The sequence below is a fragment of the Arthrobacter sp. SRS-W-1-2016 genome (genome assembly GCF_002009585.1).
Classification (GTDB): Bacteria; Actinomycetota; Actinomycetes; order Actinomycetales; family Micrococcaceae; genus Arthrobacter; species Arthrobacter bambusae_A.
The window spans coordinates 18,659-43,518 of the sequence record NZ_MTPV01000018.1 but is presented as its reverse complement, the minus strand read 5'-3'; the positions used below and the strand labels follow the sequence as shown (position 1 = coordinate 43,518).

14 protein-coding genes are annotated in these 24,860 nt (G+C 63.6%); 12 read left to right on the top strand and 2 right to left on the bottom strand.

Features of this window, described 5'->3' with window-relative positions; translation table 11 throughout:
* Positions 1–246 precede the first annotated feature (246 nt).
* From BMF89_RS04605 to BMF89_RS04560, 10 genes are all read left to right on the top strand, one after another.
* Positions 247–819, top strand: a complete 573-nt coding sequence (locus BMF89_RS04605) for a 50S ribosomal protein L25/general stress protein Ctc (protein ID WP_078105899.1) — start codon at positions 247–249, stop codon at positions 817–819.
* Positions 820–925: 106 nt separating this feature from the next.
* On the top strand, positions 926–1,510 hold the full coding sequence (gene pth, locus BMF89_RS04600) for an aminoacyl-tRNA hydrolase (protein ID WP_078105898.1): 585 nt from the start codon (positions 926–928) through the stop codon (positions 1,508–1,510).
* Between the two features lie 433 nt (positions 1,511–1,943).
* Complete coding sequence (locus tag BMF89_RS04595) at positions 1,944–4,508, top strand: LuxR family transcriptional regulator (RefSeq protein ID WP_139359542.1); 2,565 nt, start codon at positions 1,944–1,946, stop codon at positions 4,506–4,508.
* Positions 4,486–7,239: a helix-turn-helix transcriptional regulator gene (locus BMF89_RS04590; protein WP_139359541.1), complete on the top strand. Its 2,754-nt coding sequence runs from the start codon at positions 4,486–4,488 to the stop codon at positions 7,237–7,239. The genes BMF89_RS04595 and BMF89_RS04590 overlap by 23 nt, the downstream gene beginning before the upstream one ends.
* A 212-nt stretch (positions 7,240–7,451) precedes the next feature.
* Positions 7,452–10,238: a LuxR C-terminal-related transcriptional regulator gene (locus BMF89_RS04585; RefSeq protein ID WP_078105895.1), complete on the top strand. Its 2,787-nt coding sequence runs from the start codon at positions 7,452–7,454 to the stop codon at positions 10,236–10,238.
* Positions 10,235–12,916 (top strand): LuxR family transcriptional regulator, encoded by a 2,682-nt coding sequence (locus BMF89_RS04580; RefSeq protein WP_078105894.1) that lies wholly within the window; start codon positions 10,235–10,237, stop codon positions 12,914–12,916. Before BMF89_RS04585 ends, BMF89_RS04580 begins: the two co-directional genes overlap by 4 nt.
* Positions 12,917–13,398: 482 nt before the next feature.
* Complete coding sequence (locus BMF89_RS04575; protein ID WP_078105893.1) at positions 13,399–14,781, top strand: nucleotide sugar dehydrogenase; 1,383 nt, start codon at positions 13,399–13,401, stop codon at positions 14,779–14,781.
* Positions 14,782–14,813: 32 nt separating this feature from the next.
* On the top strand, positions 14,814–15,818 hold the full coding sequence (locus BMF89_RS04570; RefSeq protein WP_078105892.1) for a GDP-mannose 4,6-dehydratase: 1,005 nt from the start codon (positions 14,814–14,816) through the stop codon (positions 15,816–15,818).
* A gap of 196 nt (positions 15,819–16,014) precedes the next feature.
* A complete protein-coding gene (locus BMF89_RS04565; protein ID WP_171983395.1) occupies positions 16,015–17,862 on the top strand; it encodes an S-layer homology domain-containing protein in 1,848 nt (615 codons plus the stop codon).
* A gap of 272 nt (positions 17,863–18,134) precedes the next feature.
* Positions 18,135–18,755, top strand: coding sequence for a hypothetical protein (locus tag BMF89_RS04560; protein ID WP_253190702.1), 621 nt, complete (start codon positions 18,135–18,137; stop codon positions 18,753–18,755).
* A 228-nt stretch (positions 18,756–18,983) separates the two neighbouring features.
* On the opposite strand, the gene BMF89_RS04555 is transcribed toward BMF89_RS04560, so the two are convergent.
* Positions 18,984–20,147, bottom strand: a complete 1,164-nt coding sequence (locus tag BMF89_RS04555; RefSeq protein WP_253190701.1) for a chitinase — start codon at positions 20,145–20,147, stop codon at positions 18,984–18,986.
* Positions 20,148–20,685: 538 nt separating this feature from the next.
* Here BMF89_RS04555 and BMF89_RS04550 point away from each other — a divergent pair.
* Positions 20,686–22,077, top strand: a complete 1,392-nt coding sequence (locus BMF89_RS04550; protein WP_253190700.1) for a polysaccharide deacetylase family protein — start codon at positions 20,686–20,688, stop codon at positions 22,075–22,077.
* A gap of 101 nt (positions 22,078–22,178) precedes the next feature.
* Positions 22,179–23,453, top strand: coding sequence for a glycosyltransferase family 2 protein (locus tag BMF89_RS04545; RefSeq protein ID WP_253190699.1), 1,275 nt, complete (start codon positions 22,179–22,181; stop codon positions 23,451–23,453).
* Positions 23,454–23,590: 137 nt separating this feature from the next.
* Here the strand turns inward: BMF89_RS04545 and BMF89_RS04540 are convergent, their stop codons facing one another.
* Positions 23,591–24,781, bottom strand: coding sequence for a hypothetical protein (locus tag BMF89_RS04540; protein WP_253190698.1), 1,191 nt, complete (start codon positions 24,779–24,781; stop codon positions 23,591–23,593).
* Positions 24,782–24,860 lie beyond the last annotated feature (79 nt).

Genomic DNA, 24,860 nt, shown 5'->3' with positions numbered 1-24,860 from the left:
TTCCCTTTGGCGGGACGCGGCTGCTAAACTCTTGGGGATACCTTGGCGAGGGAGAGCACATCCGGGTTAAAACCGGATTGCGGGTCTCCGTTATCGACTGGGTCTGAATCTCCTTCAACGAAGGCGGACTGAACCTGCTGCTCAGCGGCGGGCATTCTGCCGGGCGTGGAAGGTCACCACAGACCTCCGCCCTTGCTGATCGACTTGCCGGCAATTTGCCGGCGCCACAGTAATCAAGGAGTACACATGTCTGAGCAGAAGCTCGCAGCAGAACTGCGCACCGAATTCGGCAAGGGTTTCGCCCGCCGCGCCCGCGCAGCCGGCCAGATCCCGGCCGTCATCTACGGTCACGGCGCTGAGCCCATCCACGTCAACCTGCCGGGCCGCGCCACCACCTTGGCCGTCCGCGTTTCCAACGCCCTGTTGGCCCTGGACGTCAACGGCGAAGAGCACCTGGCCCTGGTCAAGGACATCCAGCGCGACCCGATCAAGCAGATCATCGAGCACATCGACCTCCTGACCGTCCGCAAGGGCGAGAAGGTCACCGTTGACGTGGCCGTCCACGTCATTGGCGATGCTGCCATCGGCGCAGTCGCCAACCAGGAAGCCACCACGGTTTCCCTCGAAGCCGAAGCGACGCACCTGCCGACCTTCGTCGAAATCAGCATCGAAGGCCGTAAGGCCGGCGAGCACGTCCACGCCTCGGACATCGTCCTGCCGAGCGGTTCGGCACTGCTCACCGACCCCGAGACCCTCATCATCAACATCTCCGAGGCCACGTCCGAGGCCGAGGAAGAGGCAGCTCCTGCTGCTGAGTAGTCTTTCTGCCTAGTAGTCGGCAGAAGCCTTCGAGAGTGGCCGGGTCCCTGAGGGGTCCCGGCCACTTCTTTTTCATTCCACCCTCCTGATTCCCTAGGATGACTCCATGACAGACACTTGGCTGATCGTAGGCCTTGGCAATCCCGGCGCTGAATACAGCCACAACCGCCACAACGTCGGCCACATGGTCCTGGACGAACTCGCCTCGCGCATGGGCGGAAGCTTCAAGGCCCACAAGGCCCGGGCCCAGGTGGTCGAGGGCAGGCTCGGGATCGGGGGACCGCGCGTGGTTTTGGCGAAACCGATGAGCTATATGAATGTCTCCGGGGGACCTGTTTCCGGCCTGGCCCGGTTTTTCGACATTGCACCGGATCACGTGATTGCCGTCCACGACGAAATTGATATTCCCTTCAATACCGTCAAGTTGAAGATCGGCGGCGGAGAGGGCGGCCATAACGGCCTGCGGGATATTTCGAAGGCTTTGGCCACCAAGGACTATTTGCGGGTTCGCGTGGGCGTCGGCAGGCCACCCGGGAGGATGGACACCGCTGACTATGTCCTGAGGGATTTTGGAGCCTCCGAAAAGAAGGAACTTCCATTTCTCCTGGATGAAGCGGCGGATGCTGTGGAGGTCCTGATGACCGAAGGCTTGCTTGCCGCCCAGCAGAAGTTCCACCCGGTCAAGGCCTGACCCACCCGCTCGGCTCGGCCAGGGAACCTCCCCGCTACCTCTCCACACCCGCACGCTCGTTTGGGGCCCCTCGATCGCGTGGGCCGGGGCGACGCGGCCCACGCGCACTCATTTCAGTGGTTAACAAGTACCCTGATCGTTCGTCGCCTGACTAATTGATTCGGACCGGTCGCTATGATACTTTGCAAATCACTGCTGGGGGTGAAGAGGAAATCCTAAGGCAAACGACCCGCTGAACGTCACGTCCGCCAGAGCTGCGAAGGTAGCGTGATCTAAATTGCGAGCAACACCGGAATCAGAAACAGGGCGATCCGCAACGGAGCGGCAGCCACTGGGGGCTGCAGAACGTCGAAAATGGTCGTCGCTGGTCCGGCAGGATCTTCAGAACACGGTTATTGAAGCGCTCGACGAACCGTCTTCGTACGGAGTGGTGGTGGTTGGCGCACCGGGCGTGGGCAAAGCGACCTTTGCCCGTTCGGTGGAAGCCCGGCTCACTCCAAGCACGCACGTATTGCACCTCCATGGCTCCACGGACGTCAACACCCCGTTCGGGGCGCTCGCCCATCTGGTCGCGAGGCTGCCGGCAGAGGCCGCAGATTCCCCCGGCGCGATCATCTACGGCATCTCGCACTTGATCAGTTCGGATGCCGCGGGACGCAAAGTGCTGTTGGTTCTCTCGGAACTTCCTGCGCTGGACAGCATGAGCACGGCCCTCCTGGTGCACTTGTTAATTAGCGGGACCGCAAAAGTCCTCGTCACTGTACGCCAAGCCACGGACATGCCGGAAGACCTGATCAGGCTTTTGAAAGACGGCCTCCTCGACGAGGTCGAACTTCAGGTCTTTTCCCGCGCGGAAGTTGCCAAATTGCTGGGCGGCGTCCTGGGAAAACGGGTGACCGCAACGGCAGCAAGCGCTTTGCACGCATCCAGTGGTGGAAATCCCTTGGTTCTCCAAGCGATCGTCACCGAGCAGCTCCGCTCAGGCAACCTGCACCTGGCCGGTCAGGTTTGGGCAATGAAAGGCGAAATCCACCTTTCTTCCGCGGAAGTCCTGACAGACCTCGTCCGGTCGCGCCTGGCCCGGGAGAGTCCCGCGGTCCGGGAAGCCCTGGAGCTGCTTGCGCTCATTCGAACCGCCCCGCTCTCCGTACTGTTGGACGTGCTGGAACCTGAAGTGGTCGCGGAGATGGAGTGGTCCGGTTATCTTCGCATCGAACGGTCAGGTGCCCGCCGGGTGGCGCTGCGCGACGAGTACATGGGTGAGGTCATTCGAGGCTGGATGGACCTGCCCCGGCGGAATGAACTGCGGCAGCTTGCCGCCGGGGTGATGGGCAGCATTACCCGGGACCTCGACGCCGAGGCGCTCCTGGGCTTTGCCTCTTCGACGCTGAACGTCCGCGAAACCCTTGAACCGGCAGTGGCCCTGGCGGCCGCCACCGCGGCAAACAGGCAGTTCGATCCTTGGTTCGCTTTGGAATGCGCCCGGCAGATCGGTCGCGAGGACAAGGAATGGGTGGCTGCTGCCCAGCAACGCTGCGTTTCCCACGTCATTCTGGCCGAGCACGAGGCCGCGGTTGCCGCATTGAAGGACGTGGCGCCGGAGCAGCTCCGGCGTCTCCCGCCGTACGAATATGCGGACTATGTCCAGGAGCTCTGCAGTGCGCTGTTGTGGATTCCAGGCGGGCACCTCCAGATACCCGGCCTCATCGCCGAGGCCCAGGAAGATCTTTCCCGCCGGTCGCAGGAAGCCGGAGCGGATGGCACGGAAATTGAACGGGCATGCGGGATGCTCAGGCTCGCGCGTTTCGAGCTCCAGGTCCATCAGGGAGAGTATGCCGACGTTGCCGAAGCCTTGGAGCAGGAGTACAGGGACGGCCTCGATCTTGAGCAGCGGTTGAGCTGCGGGAGCCTGCTGACCATGGCCTGGGCGGTACTCGGCAGGGAAATGGAGGCCATCGAACTGGCGCGCGAGTTGAAGCACAAGATACAGCGCGCCAAGGCCCGCCCGCGGTTGCACAACTGGTTGTCCGAAGGCTTGTTCGCCGCACTCCTCTGCAGCGGACAGTGGGAAGAACTAGCACGGATGCTGACGGCTACCCTCGATCAGCAGCCAAAGAACATCCACTACCTTGGCGGCGCCGCCGAACTCGCACTGGGTGTTTCCTACACCTATGCCGGACGGGCCTCAGTTGCGATCGACACCCTCCTGGGGGCCCAGGCGCAATTGGAGATCAGGCGCAACTACTACGGACCCGTCCTGGCCTATTCCGCGCTCGCCTTTGCCTACGCCCAGGCCGGCGATGTCAAGGAATCCCGGACTTTCCTCGAATTGGCCGAAAAAGGACAGGGCGAGACCGCGTGGTTCCCCGCGTGGATGGCCGAATTCTGCGTCAAGATGGCACGACGCTGGTTGAAGGATCCCGGGGCGAAACAGAGCCTCATCGAGTCGGCCAACCGTGACTTGGCGAAGGGGCGGATCACCACGGCATCCATCAGCCTCTTCGGCGCCACCGTACACGGCACCGAGGAAGAGTTGTTGCTCCTGGAGCAGGTTTCGTCCCGCCGCCAAGGCAAGATGGCCGCGGTGAACCGGATGGTGGCGGAGGGAAGCCGCAAGAAGGACCCGAAGACGCTGCTTCTCGCAGCGTCCGTTGCCCAGGAACTGAGCCTGGATGCGGTGGAGTCCCGCTGTGCCGTCCTGGCCCTGGACATCGCCCGGGAAGCCGGCGATTCGGCGTCCGCCAGGCTGGCCCAGCAGCGGCTGGACCGGCTGGTCGGTACCGTGCCTGTGCTGCCCCTGGCCCCGCACACTTTCGGACCCGAACTGACCGAAAGGGAGCGTCAGGTTGCAAAGATGGCCAGTCAAGGGTTGAGTAACAAAGAGGTAGCCAACCAGTTGCAAGTTTCCGTCCGCACAGTAGAAGGTCACCTGTACCAAATCTTCACCAAAATGGGCATCTCATCGAGGAGCGAGCTTGAAGGAACCGCGCAGTCATGACAACGCTGCGGCGGTGCATGGCCATGTCGGAGAAAGCGGCGCAAGACCGCCCGAACCGTGGATCGACTATGGGCATTTGCTTCCTGGAATTGCGGCAGCAATCCGTGCGGACGATTGTTCGGCCGTCTTCATCGTGGGTGATTCCGGTCTCGGCGCGTCATCGCTCCTGGCCCAGGTAGGCAACGTCTTTGGCGGGGACCTTGCGGTAGTCCCGATTCACGGGAGTCCCTCATTGTCCGCTGTCCCGTATGGGGTGCTGGCTCCGTTTCTTTCCCACCTCTCCCTTGCCGACATATCCTCCAGGGTCGCTGTGTTGCGCTCACTTTGGGATCACCTCGAGGGCATCCGCGTCGGTACCGGACCGGCTTTGCTGCTCGTCGATGACGCGCACTACCTGGACGATGCAACCTGCGCGATGCTGACGGAGCTTGTTCAGGCAGGATGGGCCAAAATCGTGGCCGCATGCGTTCCGCGGCCGGGAGTTCCGGGCCCGCTCCTGCGCTTGTGGCACGAAGGAACTGCCGAGTGGTTCGACCTGGAGCCCCTGACAGCAGAGCAGGGCCACGAATTGTGCGAGGCTCTCTTGGGGGGAATCGTCCTGAACAGCACAAGCCATGGGTTCTGGACCGAGGCAGGGGGTAACACCCTGCTTCTGAAGACCCTTGTCCGCGAAGCCGAGAGCTCGGGAACCCTCGTCCAGAGGCACGGGGTGTGGCTCAAGGCAGCCGCAACCCCTGTGCACACGGTGAAGCTCGAGGCTGTCGTCAAACTCCAGCTGATGCGTATTTCGGCCGCCGGCAGGGAAGCTTTGAACTTGATTGCCTTGGCGGAACCGGTGGACGAGACGTTGATTACCGTCGTGGCCGGAGAAGCGGCCGTGCAGGAGTTGGTGGACCAGCATTTGATCAAGCCCGGGGGCAATGGGTTGCCAACGCTTCGGCTCGTCAATCCGGTCTACGGAGAGGTGCTTCGCAGCATCGTCCCGGCAGCGCAGAGCCTTCAACTGCACCGGCAGCTGATCTCGCGCATGGATGTCTTGGAGGACAACCCGGATTCCTTGCTGAGGATGGTGACGTGGTCACTGGATTGCGGGGCGGATGTGCCCGATCGTCTCCTGATCCGGGCGGCTGTCCTTTCGGCGAGGCTCCTGCAGAGCGAGTCGGCGTTGCGCATGGCGACAGCGGTACGGGACCCGCAGTGGCAATCGATTGCCCAGGCGGTCTTGGCCAGGTCGTACTTCAATCTCGGCCGCCGGGACGAGGCCGCGACAGTCCTGGCACAAGGAACAGTCGACGCCGGCGCCTCCAACGTAGTTTCCGGCAGCCTTCTTCGCGCGGTCACGCGGGCCGCCGTCGGGCAGTCCGCTTCCTTGATCCGGGCAGAAGGTGAGGCCCTGCGCGAATGGGGCGGACAGCAGCCCGGACTCGAGGGCCAGCGCTCGCCGGACGCGAAAGCCGCAGTGCCGCTCGCCGTCACCGTGATCGGGCTGCTGGCCGGCTCCGTGGACGGCGACTACCGGAAGATGGGCCCCGAACTGGAACGCGTGCTCCTCCAGACGGGAACAGTGGACGGCTCTTTGCCTCCGCTGTTCAAGGCCCTGGCGCTCGCCATGAAGTCCGAAATGCTCTGCGCGCTCGGCTGCGGGCGCCAGGCAAAGCAGTTGGTCCTCGAGGCTGCCGCCCTGGCCCAGCCCCAAGAGAACGACGTTTTCTTCGTCCCGGAGTTCATCTCCGCCCGCCTCGTCATTTGCGCCTTGGCCGTGGGCGACTGGGCGGAAGCGCAAAAGCTCCTCGACAGGTACTACGAAACATCGGGCGTCTCGATGGCGTCCTTCGGCGGAGCGGCCTACGTGGTTGCCGGGTACATCGCCATCAGGCAAGGAAAATCCGGCGACGCCTTGCCGTTGCTGACTGCGGGCCTCGAAGCCCTGAGGGACAGTGATCCGCAGAATCTCTTCGGACTGTGTGCCGCCATGGCTTTCTACGCGGCAGCCGGCGCGGGCTTGCCTGAAGCCGAACGGTTCCAAGCGGACTACAAGGGTTGGGGACAACACAGCACCCACCTTCTCGCGGCACAGGCAAAGAGTTTTTTCGACGCCGCGCTCGAACTCCTCAACGCTGATGGCTCCGGCGTGGAAGCTTTGCGGCTCAACGCCGACAACGCGGCGAAGGAAAATGCCACGTACCTTGAACTTCATGCCCTGGAGCTCGCGCTTGGCCTGGGAGACGCCAGCAGGCTGGAGCGGTTTTGTGAAACCGCAGCCGCCACCGAAGGCGAATGGGCGCAAGCGCTCGCGGAATACGGGCTCGCACTCAATTTCGGGGGTGCCGCGCGGTACCTGTCCGCAGCGGAGAAGCTGGAGGCTGCCACCATCTATCACCTGGCCGCCAAGGCCTATGGTTTGGCGCTGGGAGCATCGGACCGGGGCCACACCAAGGAGCTCAGCGTGGCGGCCCGCGCGGGGCTGGCGCGCTGCAACGAAGAACTGGGATACGGCAGGGAAGAAACGCCGCACGACTCCATGGCTCCGAAGCTGACCAGGAGGGAATGGGACATCGTCAACCTGGCGGTCCAGGGCCTCAGCGACCGGCAAATCGCAGACACGCTCCTCATCTCCGTGCGCACCGTCGAGGGACATCTGTACCGGTGCTATTCGAAATTGGGGATCACCGGCAGGGACGAACTTGCGGGGGCTGCCGCCGTCGCGCAGGGAGCGTCGGGCACAAACTGAAGCCGGGAGAGGCAGCAGGGCAGTGGTAGCGTACTCTCGTTTCGAGCCGCAGCCACTGCCGCCGACGAGTACCCGCCACCCGGGGCAGGGGTACTCACACCCGCATACGAGTATCCGGGGTCATGAAAGTCGAGTACTCACTACTGGTGTAGGCCTGACGGCTAGCTGGTTAATTGGGGGGTGTCACCACTCGATCACTGGGGGTCTCGCTCATGTTGACAGCAGGCAGTGCATCTACGGTCCATGCCCCTCGGTCCGGGGGCGGGTCCCGGTACCAGGCGTTCGACGCGTCCTCGGCTCCGAACCCACATGACGGAGCCGAAGGCAAGCCGGTCATTCCGACCATCTGGCCGCCGATCGGGCCCCGGGCCGATGTTGAGGACATTGCCCTGGCACTCGCGGCCTCCAAAGGTGGAGTGCTCGTCACAGGCCCGTCGGGGAGCGGCAAGAGCTACTTGACTACTCGTGCGGTGAACGAACTGCGCGGGCGCTCATTGGTCGTCGTCATCCGCGGCAGCGCAGCGTTGGCCAGATCGCCCTACGGGGCCCTCAACATCCTTTTGAGCGATCTTGACCCGGGATACCTGGCCCATCCCGTCCTGGTGTTGTCGGCACTCACCAATTTGCTTCGTGAGCGCGCCGAGGGAAAACCGGTGTACCTGGTCATTGAAAACGCGGCCGAGCTTGACGAGCTGGCGGCCATGACGGTTGCCCAACTCGCGAGGAACGGCACGGCCCAGCTTGTCCTCACCTGCACCGACCCGCAGCGGCTCTGCGGCGAGATCACGCGGCTTTGCGGCGATGGGTTCCTGCACCGGATAGACCTCAAAGCACTGACTTTCCATGAATCGCATGCCTGGCTCGAGGCCGGGCTGGGAGCCCAGGTCTCGCCGTCCGGCGCCCATGCCTTGTGGACGGCCAGCGGGGGCAACCCCCACTACCTCAAGATGCTCGCGGCGGAGCTCGGCGAGTCTGGTTCGCTCCTGAAAAGCGACGGCGTCTGGGTCCTGACGTCCCGGAGCGAACTGCACGGCAGGGCAATCACCGATCTCATCACCACACGGCTTGGGCGGATGGAGGCCGGTGAGCGCAAAGTCCTGGAGATCCTTTCCCTGGCCAGGGCCGTCCCCCTGGAATCCCTGCTGGCCATCGCATCGGCGGACGATGTGGATTCCCTTGAGAAAAGGAGCATCCTCGTCGTCGACGATTCGCTGCCCAGGATGGCTCACCTCCAGAGCCAGCTGGTGGGTGACGTGGTCCGCGCGAATGTTCCACCCGGCCGCAGCAACGAACTGCGCGGCTTGCTCCTGGAGTCGATGGATCCGGCCCTCGGCCAGCGCTCGATGTTGCTGTCCATGGCCGCGTGGGCATTGGACTGCGGAGCCACGTTGGGAAGGGAAGAAGCGCTTGAGGCTGCCGCAGTGGCGAATCGGCAGCTTGATGCGCGGCTGGCCCTCCGCCTGGTCCGGAGCATTCCAGGCCACTCCACGTTGCCCGGGGCAGTAGCCGAGGAAAGCCGTGCGTTGATGACACTCGGCGACGTCGCCGGGGCCCGGGACGTGCTGAGGGTCCGCGTTGGTGGGTCCGGTGACGAAGCCCCCCTTGCCGAATGGGTCCGGCTCAAGCTGGCGGAGGCTTCGGCTTTTCTGGCACTCCCCGAAACCACGCCGCAAGCGTGCGAGACCTTGTCGCATGTCCGTCGACGGCTCGACGACGAAGCGACCAGAGCCGCAAACGGCCCGGGCATCGCCACACTGCGGGAGGAGCTTGTCCTGGCCGAATCGCAGGCGGCCAGCTATTCGGGTTCGTACGCCGAGATGGCGGCACGACTGGAAGAGGTACTTCAAGACTTTGAATCGCACGGCACGGAGTTCCGCCTCCTCGCCGGAAGCTGGCTGTGCGAGGCATGGGCCCTGACGGGACGGCAATCCGAGGCGGCGGACATGGCAGAACAGCTGGTGGCTGACTGCCATGATCCGTCCGTATCCGTCGCCGCAGCCCGACGCGCCACATCGCGGCTGCGGTTCGCCTTCGTACTCGCCGGACGCTGGGACAAAGAAGGGGAAATGGTCCAGCCCGGGGATGACCTCCTGGTTTCCGCCGCCGAGGCCCTCCCGACTGCCATCGATCTTCCCAAAGCGATCTTCCGGTGCATCCAGGGCCGTGGCCAAGACGGCCTGGAAGCGCTCATTCCGGTGATCAGCCAGCTGCGGGTCCAGGACAATGAAGGCATGCTGGATGTCGCCTGCACGGCGGCGGCCTACGCCTCCGCCTTGCAAGGCGGGCAAGAGCAGGCCCTGCATTACCTGAAGGAAGCATCCACCCAGCTGCGCAGGCCGACGTGGCGGAAGGAACGGACGAAGAGGTACCTCGCGGCTTTGGCCAGGGATCGAATCGACGGCCCGGAGGCCGCCGTCGGCGAGCTCCTCCGCTTGGCCGACGCCGACCGGGACGAGGGTGCCCCGGGTCACGAGATCTTTTGCCTCAGTTCGGCCGTTCGGCTGGGCGCGGTGGCAGCCGCTCCGCGGCTGTTGGACTCGGCCCTCCGGTGCCAGGGACAGTTCGCCGAACTGTGCGTCGCGTACGCACGGGCCACAATATCCGGAAGTGCCGAGCTTCTTCTCGAGGCCGCGCGGTTGGCCGAAGACATGCAGAACGACAGGTTCGCCTTCGATATCGCGGAGACCGTGTTGCATCTTGACCACATCCAGTTGGACAAGGGGGTCCTGAGGAAGGCGCGGCAGCTCGCGGAGACGTGCCGGCAGCGCTTGCGCACACCGCAAGGCGGCAACCAAGAAGGACTCAAGCTCACTGCCCGCGAGTTGGAGATCGCCCGGCTGGCGGCGAACCGGGAGAGCAACAAAGGCATCGCCGCGAAGCTCCATGTTTCAGTACGCACGGTGGAGGGGCACCTCTACCAGATCTTCGGCAAGCTGAAAATCGTGGAACGCTCCGAGCTCAGCTTCGCCTTGGGCAACGTCGAGGGAGGTGCGAAATGACTGAGGTTCTCGCGGCAGATGCGCTCGTTGGTCGATTCAGCGTGATGGCAGCCGTCGTGGACTGCCTTCTCGATGCCAATGGCCCCGGGGTCCTGCTTTTCGGCGACGCGGGCATCGGCAAGACCGCACTGATTAACGAAGTGGTCCACGAATTGGGGCAACGTGTCCGCCCTTTCAGGGTCTTTGCCGGTCCCACCCTGGCCTCGGTGCCGTTTGCTGCCTTGGCACCCTTGCTGACGGCTTTGACCCCCGGCCAGATCAATGAGCCGTTGTCCGTCCTCAGGGCTGTGGTGGCGGCATTGAACCCGGCAGGCCAACCGCATCCGGCACCAGCCGTCCTGATCGTGGAGGACGCGCACCACATCGACGACAGCAGCGTGGCTGTCCTGGCACAGCTGGCGGCAGCGGAAGCCGCCAAAGTCGTGTTCTTGTGCCGGCCGTATCCTGCCCCGCCAGCCGAGGTTTTCTCGATGTGGTCCGAAGGGCTCGTGGACCGGTTCGACCTGCAGCCGCTCAATGAGCAGGAAGTCAACCAACTTTGCGCCCAGGCCTTGGATGCGCCCGTGGTGCAGGGCACCAGCGCGGTCCTCTGCAAGTACTCCGGTGGAAACCCGATGTTCCTCCTGGAACTCATCGAGCACGCCAAGTCGCTGGGCCAGTTGGTGTGCCGCAACGATGCCTGGATGCTTTCGGGCGAGCTTCGGGGGACCAGCGTGCGCCTCATGGACCTCGTGCGCAACCAGATCCTGATGCTGGGAGCCGCGCAGCGTGAAACCCTGGAAACCGTGGCACTCGCGGAGCCCGTCCCGCTGAGCGTCGTGCAACAGGCCTGCGACTCCACGGCTGTGGACGAACTGCAGGAGCTGCATTTCATCGAGATCGCATCAGACCCCGCCCGGCATGTCCGGCTGGCCCAGCCGCTGGTGGGCGAAGTGATCCGCCAGCTGGTCCCGACCGCCCACAGCATGACCATCCGGCGGCGCATCGTGGACCTCATGGATGCCAAACCGCAGACCATGGACGGCCTGCTGCGCTATGTCTCCTGGGGCTTGGAATCGGGCACCGAGGTCCCGGACTCCGACATCCTGGAAGCAGCCCAGCTGGCCAACCGCTTGTTCATCCCCAGCTACGTGGAACGGGTAGCCGGCGCAATCAAGGATCCTTCCCTGCGGCTGGCAGCCCAGGTGGAGGTGGCACGCGCCAAATGGTACCGGGGCGACATCAGGGGATCGGTGTCCTCGCTCGCCGGAGTGGTGGACAGGACAAATGACCCGCGGACGGTCCGTCAGGCATCGATGTTGGCGGCCCAGCTTGCCGGGCGTCAAGGCGTCGGGCCGAACGCCATCAAACAGGCAGCATACGAATGGGAGGCAGCCCTGGCCCGGCTCGCCGAATCCCGTCAAGGCATCGACCCTGATGAACTGGAACGCGGGAAGCTGGGAAGCCGGCTCCTCTCCTTGGAAGGCCTCCAAGCCGAAGGCCACTACATCGAGACGGAGCGTGAGCTCCGCCAGATCTGGAAAGAAGCGGACGACGACGAGTCCCGCCTCGTGTCGGGTACCCTCCTCGCAGAGGCCATGGCGGTCACGGGACGGCCGGTTTCGGCCATCCAGATTCTGATGGAGATACAGGAGATGGTCGCCACGAGCGGCGACTGGAGCCTCCAGTACGCGGGGATGGTGATGCGCCGCTACATCCTTGCCCTGCAACAGGCCGGTGAGTTCGGCGCTCTTGAAACCTTTCTCAAGAACCACGTTTCCCAAGCACCGAACTCCCTGATCTATTCAGGCGGGATGTTCCACTTGGCTGCAGGAATGGTTGACCTGCGCCGGGGAGACCTGGGGGTGGCGCTGCCAAGGCTTCGGCAGGCGGTCAGCATGCTGCGGGTCTCCGATATGGGAAGCGACCTGCCCGACGCCGTCGCTGCCGCCGCCTATGCGGCGTCGATCCTGAAGCGCCGGGACACTGCGATGACGTACTCAAGCGAATACGACGCGTTGATCCGGGAAGGCGTGCATCCGTCGCTCCTGGCGCAAGGCCATGCGGCCGTAGCGCGGGCCGAACATACCGGAACGCAGACGGCGATCGCGAGACTGATGGCCCTTGCGGATTCCGCGGCTGCGGACGGAGCGATCGGCGCTGAGATCGACATCCTGATGTTGGTCCTGCGGCTCGGAGACCCTGGTGTGGCACGCCGGCTGACGGCCGTAGCGGAAGGCAGCGAAGGCCGCACTGCGGAGTTTGCCCTGAGCGTCGGGCTCGCCCTCGCGCACAAGGACGCGGACCGCCTGATTGAGCTGAGCGACTCGGCAGCCAGGGACGGCTTGGAGCTCGCCGCAGCCGACTGCGCCAGCCACGCCCTGCGCATCCTTGAAAGCAGGGGCGACAAGGCACGCCAGCTCGAGGGCCAGCGGCTCCTCAAGCGCCGCACGGCCGCCCTCGACAAGGCCGGTCCGGCCGTTGACGGGGGCTCCCCGGATCTCCAGAAACTGACCCGGCGCGAACAGGAAATCGCAACGCTGGTGCAGTCGGGATCGAGCAACAAGGACATTGCGCTGAGCTTGGGCCTGTCATTGCGCACCGTTGAGGGTCACCTGTATCGAATGTTCGCCAAGCTCGGCATCAGCCACCGGGAAGACTTGATGAACGGCGCCCACGGCACGCAGGGCCAGGGCTAGCCGCGGGCGTAACTGGCCCGGCCCCGGCGATGGGTGAGCGCTTCCCCGAAGTCTCCTTCCGCCGTCGTCCGCTGCGGTAAAGGGACCGAGGCCCAAAAGCGAGTACTGAATCGAGTGGTTAAAAGCGCTCGGACGGGTAGTCAATGGCCTCGGAAGGGACCGCGCATCCAAAGACGGGTAGAGCCCACTCGCGCCCGCCCTAGGGGTTCGTTAATACGCTTTTCCTGATGGCAACCGCCACTCAATTGGGGATAAGTGGGTCTCGAGATGAAACGCAGGAAGAATTCTTTGCTACAGGAAAACCACCCGGTAATCCAGCGAGAAATCAACTCCAATGCAACCGGGCGCACGCATTCGGCGGGTGCCCCCACAATCGAGCCGGCGGCGGGCGGTCATGTGCCCTCTGAGACCAGGGCACGTCCCGTTTCGTCGCCGGCTTTCTTTCACACTGGAGACAACAGGCACCGGGAGGTCGACTGACCATGGCACCGAACACGAAGGTAAAGACCCTCAAGGCAGAGCCCAGCGGGAGCTCGCAGTCCTTGCACACACAGGCGCCGGCATGGCCGGAGGGCGCAGGGACACGGGCAACCACACAGGACCAGGCTTTTACCTTCGACGTGGCGATCGTGGGCATGGGCTACGTCGGCCTGCCCACCGCACTGGCGATCAACGCCTCGGGGCGGCGTGTTCTCGGCCTCGACGTGTCCGACGCCCGCCTGGCCGTGATCCGCGAGCAACGGGCAGATCTCCTGGACTCGGACAAGGAGCGGCTCAGGAACGCGTTGCTGGACCCCACCTTCATGCTGAGCAGCGACTTGTCGTTGCTTGCCCGCGCGGCGGCGGTGGTTGTCTGCGTTCCCACTCCCGTGGACGAGTACTTGGTTCCGGACCTTGGCATTCTCCGGTCCGCGTGCGCTTCGGTGGTCGATTTCGCGACCACCGGCCAGTTGCTGATGCTGACCTCGACAACGTACGTAGGATCCACCCGGGACCTTCTGGCTTTGCCCCTGGCTGCCAGGGGACTCATTCCGGGCCGTGATGTGTTCGTGGCCTTCTCGCCCGAGCGCATCAACCCCGGCGTGGACTCGTTCTCCCACGAAGACGTCCCGCGGGTAGTCGGCGGCGTGACCCCGGCCTGCGGCGAAGTTGCCGAACGGCTTCTGAGCGCCAGCACCAAGTTGGTTCACGTGGTGCCGTCGGCGGACGTTGCGGAAATGACCAAGCTGGTGGAAAACACCTTCAGGGCCGTCAACATCGCCTTGGCGAACGAGTTCGCCGACATCTGCCACGAACTCAACATGGAGGTGATGGACGTCATCGATGCCGCTTCCACCAAGCCCTACGGATTCATGGCGTTCACCCCTGGTCCCGGAGTCGGCGGCCACTGCATACCGTGCGACCCCCACTACTTGCTGTGGCAATTGCGCAAAGCCCGCTTGACGGCCCCCGTGATCGAACAAGCGATGGCCGGCATTGCAGGCAGGCCGCACCAGGTTGTTGAGAAGGCCCGGCGAATCCTCTCCGACCGCAACCACGGTGTTGCCGGTGCCCGCGTCATGGTCCTCGGGGTTGCGTACAAGCCCGACGTCGAAGATCTCCGGGAATCCCCGGCGTTGGAGATCATCGCCGCCCTGATCGCCGACGGTGCGGAAGTGGCATTCTCCGACCCTTGGTGCCGGACAGCTCCGGACGGTCACGGCGGGACACTCGAGTCCGAGCAATCGCCGGCCGATTGGGGTGCGGATCTGGTGATCCTGCACACGAGGCACAGCCAGATGCAACTTGACTGGCTGGCCGAAGCACCCGCAGTCCTGGACACGACGTACCGCTTGCCCAAAGCCGACAACGTAACCCGGCTCTAGATCCACCAGGTTTTCCGACGGAAGCAGGAGTAATGAAAACAGCAATAACCGGCGGTGCCGGGTTCATAGGAAGCCACCTCGTTGAGCACTTGTTGGCGGCAGGGGACGAAGTCGCCGTGCTGGACAACTTGTCCACCGGACGCTTGGAGAACCTCAAAGGCGTCATCGGCCACAGGAACTTCCATTTCATCGAGGGAACCATTCTCGACCGCGACGCGGTGGACAAAGTCGTGGCGGGTTCCGACAGGGTCTTCCACCTGGCCGCCGCAGTTGGCGTGAACCTGATTGTCGACCACCCGTTGGAGAGCCTCCGCACGAACATCCATGGCACCGAAGTGGTCCTGGACTCGGTCCTGGAATCCGGTGCCTCGCTGCTGCTGGCCTCCACAAGCGAGATCTATGGCAAGAACACTTCGGACAGCCTCTCGGAGGAAGCGGACCGCATCCTGGGATCTGCGCTCAAATCCCGGTGGACCTACGCCGCGGCCAAAGGCATCGACGAAGCATTCGCCCACGCATACTGGCGCCAATTCGGCTTGCCGGTCGCCATTGTGAGGCTCTTCAACACAGTCGGTCCGCGGCAGACGGGCCGCTACGGAATGGTTGTTCCACGACTGGTCCGCCAGGCGCTCGCCGGTGAGCCCCTGACGGTCTATGGAGACGGCCACCAGACGAGGTGCTTCTCCTACGTCGGCGACATCGTTCCGGCCATCGTCCGCATTTCAGAGGAGCCGCTTGCCTACGGAAATGCCTACAACCTCGGCGGCAGCTACGAGATTTCCATCCTGACGCTGGCCCAAAGGATAGTCGAACTCCTCGGCAGCGACAGCGCCATCACCTTGGTGCCCTATGAGCAGGCGTACTCGGAAGGCTACGAAGACATGCGGCGGCGGGTTCCGGACAACAGCAAGTCCCTGGGGCTTGTCGGCTTCGACCCGAAGACCACCTTGGATGAAATCATCCGCAACGTTGCCGCCGACTACAAGCCGGCAAAAGTCCTGGATCCCGCGGGATGGAAGATCACCCTCGCATCGTGATGCGTGGGCCATGAAGCCGCCGACCGTGCGGCGTCATTCAACTGAAGTCGTTCAACTGAAGAAGCAGCACAAAAGGAAAGGCTGAGTGCAAATGCAACGTGTTTGGGGGGCGTCCTTGTCTCAACCTCGCCACAGGGCCCAACGTTTGAGCCCTGCCGGAAAACCGCGTTGGCTCGCCGGCGTTCTGAGCGTCTTGATGTCAGCGTCTGTTTTCGGGATAGCGGTACCGGCCGCGCACGCGGCGCCGAACACCATTATTACCCTGACGTTCGACGACGCCAACGCGGACCAGATCCCCGCTGCGGCCATCCTCAAAAGCAACGGGCTCAAAGGGACGTTCTTTACGCCGTCCGGCTTCCTCAACGCTCCGAACTACATGACATCGCAGGAAGCACTGGCGTTGCAGGCGGACGGCAACGAGATAGGCGGCCACACCGTCACCCACCCGGACCTGGCCCAGATGGGTCCGGACGAGGTCAAACGCCAGATCTGCAATGACCGGGTCAATCTCACCACCATGGGATTCACCGTCACCAACTTCGCGTACCCCTTCGCGTCCCTCACCCCGGCGGTGGAGAGCACTGTTGCGGCCTGCGGATACAACAGCGCCCGCGGGCTCGGAGACCTTGAAAGCGTTGTGCCCGGGAGCGCTGGACTTGGATTCGCTGAGACTCTTCCTCCCGTCGATCCCTATGACACCAAGGCCCCGGACGAAGTGGACAACACCTGGACCTTGGCCGACCTGAAGAACTTGGTCGCCAAGGCCGAGCCGGGCGGCGGCTGGGTCCAGGTGACGTTCCACCACATCGGCACCGGCATTGATCCAACGTCGGGAATCGCTGATCCGCTGACGGTATCCACCACGCTCTTCACCCAGTATGTACAGTGGCTGGCCACGGAGAAGGCCGCCGGGCGGATCGCCGTCCAAACAGTGCAAGAGACACTGGGCGGTGCGTTCAAGCCGGTTGTCGCCGGGCCGGCCGCACCGCCTCCCGTTACCTCGGGGAACCTCGTCAAGAACGCCAGCATGGAAACCGCCGGGCCGGTGGCCTCTGGACTGCCGCAGTGCTGGGCCCAAGGCAGTTATGGCAGCCACACCGCGACCTTCACTACCGTGACTCCAGGCCATGGAGGCACCACCGGGACGCACGCCGAGCAGCTTGTGATGTCCGCCTATGCCAGCGGGGACGCCAAGCTCTTGCCTACCCTCGATTTGGGTGAGTGCGCACCGAGTGCTACCCCCGGCCACACCTACGAGATGAAGGCCTGGTATACGTCGACGACCGCCACCCAATTCGAACTGTATTACCGCACCGGGCTGGGCACATGGACGTATTGGACCGCCAGCCCGTATTTCCCGGCATCCACTTCCTGGGCCCATGCCACCTGGACCTCGCCGGCACTTCCCGCCGGCGCCTCGGCCATCAGTTTGGGCTTGAACCTGCTCGGCAACGGAACGCTGACCACGGATGATTTCGAACTCTATGACAGTGCAGGCATCAAGCATTTCACGGACGTCACTCCTACCTCGGCCTTCTATGACGAGATCAGTTGGCTGTCGAACAATTTGATTTCGCAGGGTTGGCCGGACAATACCTACCGCCCTCTCACCTCGATCACCCGCGATGCGATGGCCGCGTTCCTGTACCGGTTCTCCGGAAGCCCTGCGGTGCCGCCCAACGCTCCCACGTTCTCCGACGTTCCTCCCGGCGCTCCGTTCTACAACGAGATCCGGTGGCTGGCTTCAACGGGGATCACGAAAGGCTACCCGGACGGAACGTACCACCCTGGTGAAGCCGTCAGCCGGGCCGCGATGGCCGCGTTCCTCTACCGCCTCAAGGGCAGTCCGGCCGTGCCGGCGAACGCACCGACCTTCTCCGATGTACCGGCGGGCGCTCCGTTCTACAACGAGATCCGGTGGTTGGCGTCCACAGGCATCACCACCGGCTTCCCGGATGGCACGTACAGGCCAACCACCGCGATCAACCGCGACGCCATGGCCGCTTTCCTGTATCGCTACAACATCGATTTTCCGAAAGGCTGACGGCGGCTCGTCCTGAAGGATGGCGGGCCGGGATTTGCCAGGCAATTTCCGGTGAACCCCCACCCAAGGCCACGTACACTGCGAGAAGCACCCGAGAAAGGCCTCCAGGGGAGTGAATGGTGAATACGGCGAAATCGACGGTCAAGCGTGGGAAACGCCCAGCCGTCTGCTGTGCATTTTTCCTGGCCCTGCTGACGGCAGCCTGCACAGGACCAAGTCCGGCACCGAGTCCGAGCCAATCAGCCGGCCGATATCCCTGGCACACCGGGATTGTGTCCACGACCTTTTGGGTCGGCGAGATCTTTGATCCCAAGGCTGCGGACGGCAGCCAAGTGATTTCGACCTACGACTCCCAATGGATGCAGAGCTACGGAGGCTGTGATGGCGTGGTGACGAACGGCTGCCAGACCGAGGCGAGAACGCCGGCCAAAGGATATGCGCCAACCAGCATGACTCCGAAGCAGAACCCGTTCTACCTCGATCTTCCTTTTGACGACGTCAACGATCCCGTCGCTTTTGCGGAACGGGCCAGCGTCATCCCCTGGGCCAACGACCCTGGTTTCGCGGGCAACGCCCAGAACCGTTCCTTCAGCTACATGAAGAACCAATGGGTCAGGATCCGGCTGGGCAACCGCGAATGCTATGGACAGATCGAAGATGCCGGTCCGGGCCAGTATCACGACAAGGACTACGTTTTTGGTTCGAATGATGCGCGTCCGGCCAACAAGAACTTCAACGGAGCCGGCATGGATGTCTCACCTGCGCTTAACGGGTGCCTCGGTTTCTCCGAGCTCGATGGCGAGTCGGACAAAGTCGACTGGCAGTTCGTGCCACGGGACCAGGTTCCGGCGGGACCATGGCTCAACATCGTCACGGTAAGCCAAGTGAAGTAGGCCGCGCCGTCCAAGCAATCCGATACAAGCAGTCCCTCGAAAACCGGAGGTATCCATGCAGTGGCTCAAGAAGCTGTTCCAGCACGGCAACGGCCGGCACCTCGCCCGGCCGGCCGAAGCCAAGAACCAGGGCAGGGCGGAACGTCCCGGCCCGGCATGATCCCTGGCCGACCGGCTTGCCGGCCAACGCCTGAGTGGTTGATCCGCCGGAGTGGTTGATCTGCGGGGTCACGGCAGTTTGGCGTGGAATCCCGCACCCAACACATCGGAGAAGCGTTGGGTGCCTTGATCGATGCCGCTGCATACGTGGCTGGCCGTGTCCTCCGGAGTGTCCTGCGGGCACGACATGTCCCGGTTGAGGGACCACATGGACACTCTTTGAACCCCTTTCTTGATGGCGAAGGAGTTCAATCCCCGGGCGGCGTCGAGGTCAAACACTTCGCCAGGGAGGTCGTTCCGGCCGATCATGGGGGTCAATCCCATCTTTCCCCAGATCTGCTCGCTGTTGAGGGTCGTCCCTGCGCGCTGATAGATGATGCTGAGCTGATCGTGGGTGGACTGGGCCGCCGACGTTCCGGCATCGAGCATGCTTTGCGATGGACTCCGGCTTGAACCGTAGTTCATGGTCATGATGTTGACGCCGGACAGCTGGACCCCGGCGGCGAGCATCTGGTCAACGGCCGAGGTTCCGGCGTCGGTCAGTCCTTGCGGGGTGACCGGAAGGGTCAGCCAAATTGACAGCGCGTGTCCTTCCTTGATCCGCTCCTTCTGGAGGGCCGCGATCGCTGAGGCGCGGCGCTGCCAGGCTGCGCTGTCCGCCAGGTTGTCGCCCTCGATATCGAAGTCGATGGTTGCGGGGTTGTAGCGCTCCAGGACGGCCCGGTAGGCCCTTTCCAAATCTGTTGCGTTCTGGCAGGAGTTGGCGAGCTCACTGTTCACTGAGCCGCCAAAGGACACGGCGAAGGCGCCCCCATTCGACCGCAGCTTGGCGATCCGGTCCTCGAGCTTGAGCGAGGTCTTCGCCGCATCGAGGCTGTAAGTGCTACCCCAACTCGGTGTGCACGCCTGTCCAGACAATGCCACGACAAACGCCAGGGTGACATTCTTGGTGCCCTCGCCCGCGGCTGTCTCGAAGGCGTACTGGGGGACCACGGTGACGTCGACGTAGCCGGAAAACCACGGGGGCTCGAGGGAGCCGTTTGCGTCGGTCGTAAACCGCCACACGAGGATGCCTCCCATCCCCACCACCACAAGGACCGCGGCAATGCAGGCCCGGGCGAAAGCCGACAGCCGGCGGCGGGGTCCATTGGCCGGGGCGGGCAAGCCACGAACCGTCCGCCTGGCGCGCGCCCCGGCCGCCACACGGGTGCCGCTTGCCTGTTTCCTGGACACGCTCTCCCGCCATCCTTAACCCCGACTGCCCTGATTGCACCATTTGACCACGAACAGATCGGATCCGCCCCTGCTCCCACCCGGCTTTTATCCCGGTGGGTTTCGGCGCGTAGCGGACGAGTAGTGGCGTTGTCCGGACGTCAAGGTTGAGTGTAAAGACGGGTAGAGGCTACTCGTGTCCGCCGTCGCCCTGATTCATAGGCTGATGCTGTCAGTTGGTTGAGGGCAACGGGGGAAAGACAGGTCTCACAATGGAAACGGACGCTCTGGTCCGAGCGGCATCAGGACACGGCGGATTAATCCGAGAAGGCGTTTGCCTGGAGTTCGAGCCTGTTTTGGGGGGAACCATCACGGACCCTCCCATGGACCCATCGCCAATTGATGGAGCTGCCCGACGGCAGTGCGCCCTCGCAGAGAGGGCCCCTGAACGGGGGCCGGTGGTGAATAAGCCTTTGAGACCGAGGCTTCCCCCAGTCGCCACCGGCCCCTTCAGGAAAACCGGCAGCGCGGGTTGGCGATGAGTGCCCGGGGGAAGGGCATGGCATCCGGCCCGGTTCGCACGTCGAGGAAACGGGCGGGCTTATGGGCTGTCTCCTGGGTGTCGGTACTGCTCCTGCTGACGGGCGCCACATCGCTGATCAACGGAAACCACGTTCCTGCCGGCGGCTCCGCGAACAGCAGCCCCACACCTTCTGCCGACCCGCTCTCGTCCGTCAGCTTGACGTTCGATGCGGGCCGGGCAAGCCAGATGGATGCGGCCAAGATCTTGAAGGAGCACGGCCTCCGGGGAACCTTTTTCATCGATTCGGGCTTTGTCGGCGCACCCGACTACATGACGGTAGACAATCTCCACACCTTGGCCGCGGACCAGAATGAAATCGGCGGCCATACAGTCACCCTTGCCGATGTGACGTCGGTGGAACCGGACGAAGCGTCGAGGCAGATCTGCAACGATCGGGCGAACCTTACGGACTGGGGCTTCAAGGTCACTTCCTTTGCCTATCCGTTTGCGGCGTCGACGCCGAAGTCGGAGGAATTGGTGGCCGCATGCGGCTACAACAGCGCGCGGGGCCTCGGCGAGATCACCACCCCCGTTGACTGCGTGGGTTGCGCGGCAGCAGAAACCGTCCGCCCTGCCGACCCCTTCCGGACACGGGCAACATCGGAGGTCGGCAGCAACTGGACGCTGGCAGACCTTGAGGCGACCGTGGCGCAGGCCGAAAAGGCCGGAGGCTGGTTGCAGCTCACCTTCTACGACATCGATAACAGCGGCAGTCCCCGCTCCATCAGCCCGGCGTTGTTCGAGCAGTTCGCCACGTGGCTGGCGGCCAAGACCCAACAAGGGACCATGGCCGTGCGCACGATACATGACGTGATCGGCGGCGTGGCGAAGCCGGTGGTGAACGGTCCCGTGGCCGCGCCGGCAGCACCCGGACAGAACGCCATTCGGAATCCCGGGCTGGAGATCGCTGGAAAGTATGGCTTGCCGCAATGCTGGCAGGTGTCGTCCTACGGCAAGAACGCCGTGGTCCTGAGCACTTTGACCCCGGGACACACCGGCGCGGTGGCCCGACGCCTGGACGTGACCGAATACTCCTCCGGTGACGCCAAACTGCTTCCCGTCCTCGACCTCGGCGCCTGCGCTCCGAGCGTGAGCACTGGCCACAGCTATTCGCTGAGGGCTTGGTACCAGTCCACCGCGAAGACCCAATTTGAAGTGTATTACCGCAACAAGCTGGGCACGTGGACCTATTGGACAGCCAGTCCGTGGTTCGCGGCCAACACCAGTTACGAGCAGGCGGTCTGGGAAACGCCGCCCGTGCCGGCAGGAGCCGAGGCCATCAGCTTTGGAATGAACCTCTTCAGTGATGGCCAGCTTGCTACCGATGACTACGAAATGTACGACACAGTTGGAGCTCCGTCGCCGTGATAGTTCTTTCGATCTTTTTGGTTCTGGGGGTAAGCACGATCTTTTGGTCGCTTGCCGGTCTGATCCGTTTGGCGGGTGAGGAGTCGTGGCGTGCCCGGGGCTTGACTTACCGGATCCTTGGGTGGATCGCCATGCTGCGCGGCCGCAAGGCGCCGATCCCTCGACGTCAACGGGCCCGCCATCGTTCGAAGGGAGTGCGCATCTCCCCGTCGAATGTTGCGGTCCTCGTGGCCGCCCACAACGAGGCCTTGGTCATCAAGGACACAATCCTCGCCGCGTCCGCGTTGGTTCCCCGACGCAACATCCACGTCGTTTCGGACATGTCCACTGACGACACCGCGGCCATTGCCCGGGCCGCCGGGGTGAAGGTCCTGGACCTTGAACCGAACCGTGGCAAGGCAGGCGCGCTCGCAGCGGGCATCGCCCATTTCGATCTCTGCAAGCGGTTCAAGGTGGTCATGCTCCTGGACGCGGACACCCGCCCGACGCCGGATTACCTCGAAACAGGGCTCCCGTTGTTTGATGATCCCACCGTGGTTGCCGTCGCGGGACGCGCCAAGTCGATCATGAGCCCGGCGCCTCCGACGGCGATCGGCCGCTTCCTGGTGGCCTACCGGGAGCGCTTGTACATCGTGGTCCAGTTGCTGCTCAAATACGGGCAGGCAGCCCGCGGCGCCAATGTCGTCTCCATCGTGCCTGGATTCGCCAGCATGTACAGAACCAGTGCGCTCGCGAAAATCGAGGTCCTGGCGCCAGGACTGGTGATCGAAGACTTCAACATGACGTTTGAGATCCATGCAAAAAAACTGGGACGGATTGCATTCCATCCCTCTGCCGCCGTTGCGTACACCCAGGATCCGGACAACCTGAAGGACTACATCAAGCAAGTGCGTCGGTGGATCCTCGGCTTCTGGCAGACCGTCCGCCGGCACGGCCTGCAATTCAGCAGATTCTGGTTTGTGCTCGGGCTGTACATTGTTGAGCTCGTGGCCAGCTGCCTCTTCTTCGTGCTTCTGGTGCCGGCTTTCCTTCTGTCGTCCCTCGCGGCCATCGAAGTGTGGATCTTTGGAAATCGATCGGACGTCTTTGTCTTCCTGTCGGGTGTCCTGCGGCCCCAGGACGTCCTGATCGGCGTCTTCCTGCCTGACCTCTTCCTGACTGTCCTTGCCGCAGTTTCGATGCGCAACCCGCGCTTTTTGTTGATGGCTCCCTTGTTTCCGCTGATGCGGATCCTGGACGCAGTGATCTGCCTCCAGGTCTTGCCCAGGGCGTACTCGTCGAGTTCATCGGGAGTCTGGGTCAGCCCGGTCCGGAGAATCCAACGCCAATCCCAGGAGATCGCGACGCCGGGGCCTTCCGTCGTGCGGACCGGCTAAGACGCTGCCGCGCCCAGTGAGCGGACACGCGGACGCCCATGCCACACAGCCTTTGCGGCTGTGCGGCATGGGCGTCTGACTTTTCCGGAGTCCGCAGTGTCTTGCCGACCTTATGGGCCCCGGGAACGCGTGTTGCGCTAGTTGGTGACTCCGGACGTGGTGACAACGTTGAGCCACGGACCAGCCGGGACACTGGCGCGGTCAACGAAGCGCCACGAGACGTGGTCATTGTCGCCGTTCAGCTCAGCGAAGCCCAGGCAACCGTTCAGGGCAGGGGACACATCCATGCCCGCACCCTGGCTCGGGTCGCCGGAGAAGGACTTGTTGGCCGGACGGGCGTTGTTCGCGCCGAAGACGTAGGCCGAATCGTGGTACAGGGAGCCGCTGGAGGGACCGGCATCTTCAACTTGTCCGTAGCACACGCCGCCATTGGGGCCGGTGATCTGGACCCAGGCGTTCTTCATGTAGCTGTAGCTCGAGTCCGCGCAGTGGTTGACGCCTGTTTTGGCGTTGTCCGCGGCGGCCCAGGGAATCACATTGCAACGCTGGGCGAACGCGACGCTGTCATTGACGTCGTCGTATGGCAGATCCAGGTAGAACGGGTTCTGCAAAGGCTTGGGCTGGTGCAGCGGGAAGTATCCATTGCTGGCCACGCGTTGTTCCGTGGCGCAGGTGAAGTTCGTGCCGGTGCCGGAGCTGACTCCGTCACAACCGCCGTACGTGCTGCCGGGGCAACCGCTCGCGCTGGAAGGAGTGGTTCCCATGTTGACGCCGGTGTGCTGCAAAGCCCACTGGCCGTTGTAGGTGGAGCACACCTGGGAGCCGTCCGAAAGGCTGGCATTGAAGATCTCACCCACCCAGAAGGTGGTGCTCACGATGTTGGTGTGCAGCGGGTAGGTCCCGGTGACGGGCAGCGGCGCCGCCGTCGGGGCGGGCGCGCTGGCGGCTGTGATGGCCGGCGCGGGCGTCGCCGGGGCGGGCTTGCTCGACGGCGTCGAGGCCGGAACGTTGCTGGGCGTCGGCGTCGACGTCGGCGCCGGCGTGGCCTTGGGGGTGGAGGAGGCGGAAGGTGCGGGGGTTGCCCGCGTGCTCGTGCTCGAAGAGCGGTCTCCGGCCTGGTAGGCGGATTTGTGCGAGGACTGGACAGCGGAGATGGTGGCGAACCCGCCGAAGGCAAGGAGCGCCACGGCGACAAGTGCTGTGATCAGGTGTTTCATATTTTGGGTGACATATCTGTTGGGGACATAGACATACGAGACCTGGGCATGGATAAGGCGATCTGCAGGCGAAAATGCCGCAGCGTCGTACACGGCCAAATGGTGTGTCACGACAGAGTTGTTACGGGAATCGGCTGCGCTTCAACTCCCCAGAAGTAGCCAGCCGGAACTTACTCTTGCGGCACCAGCT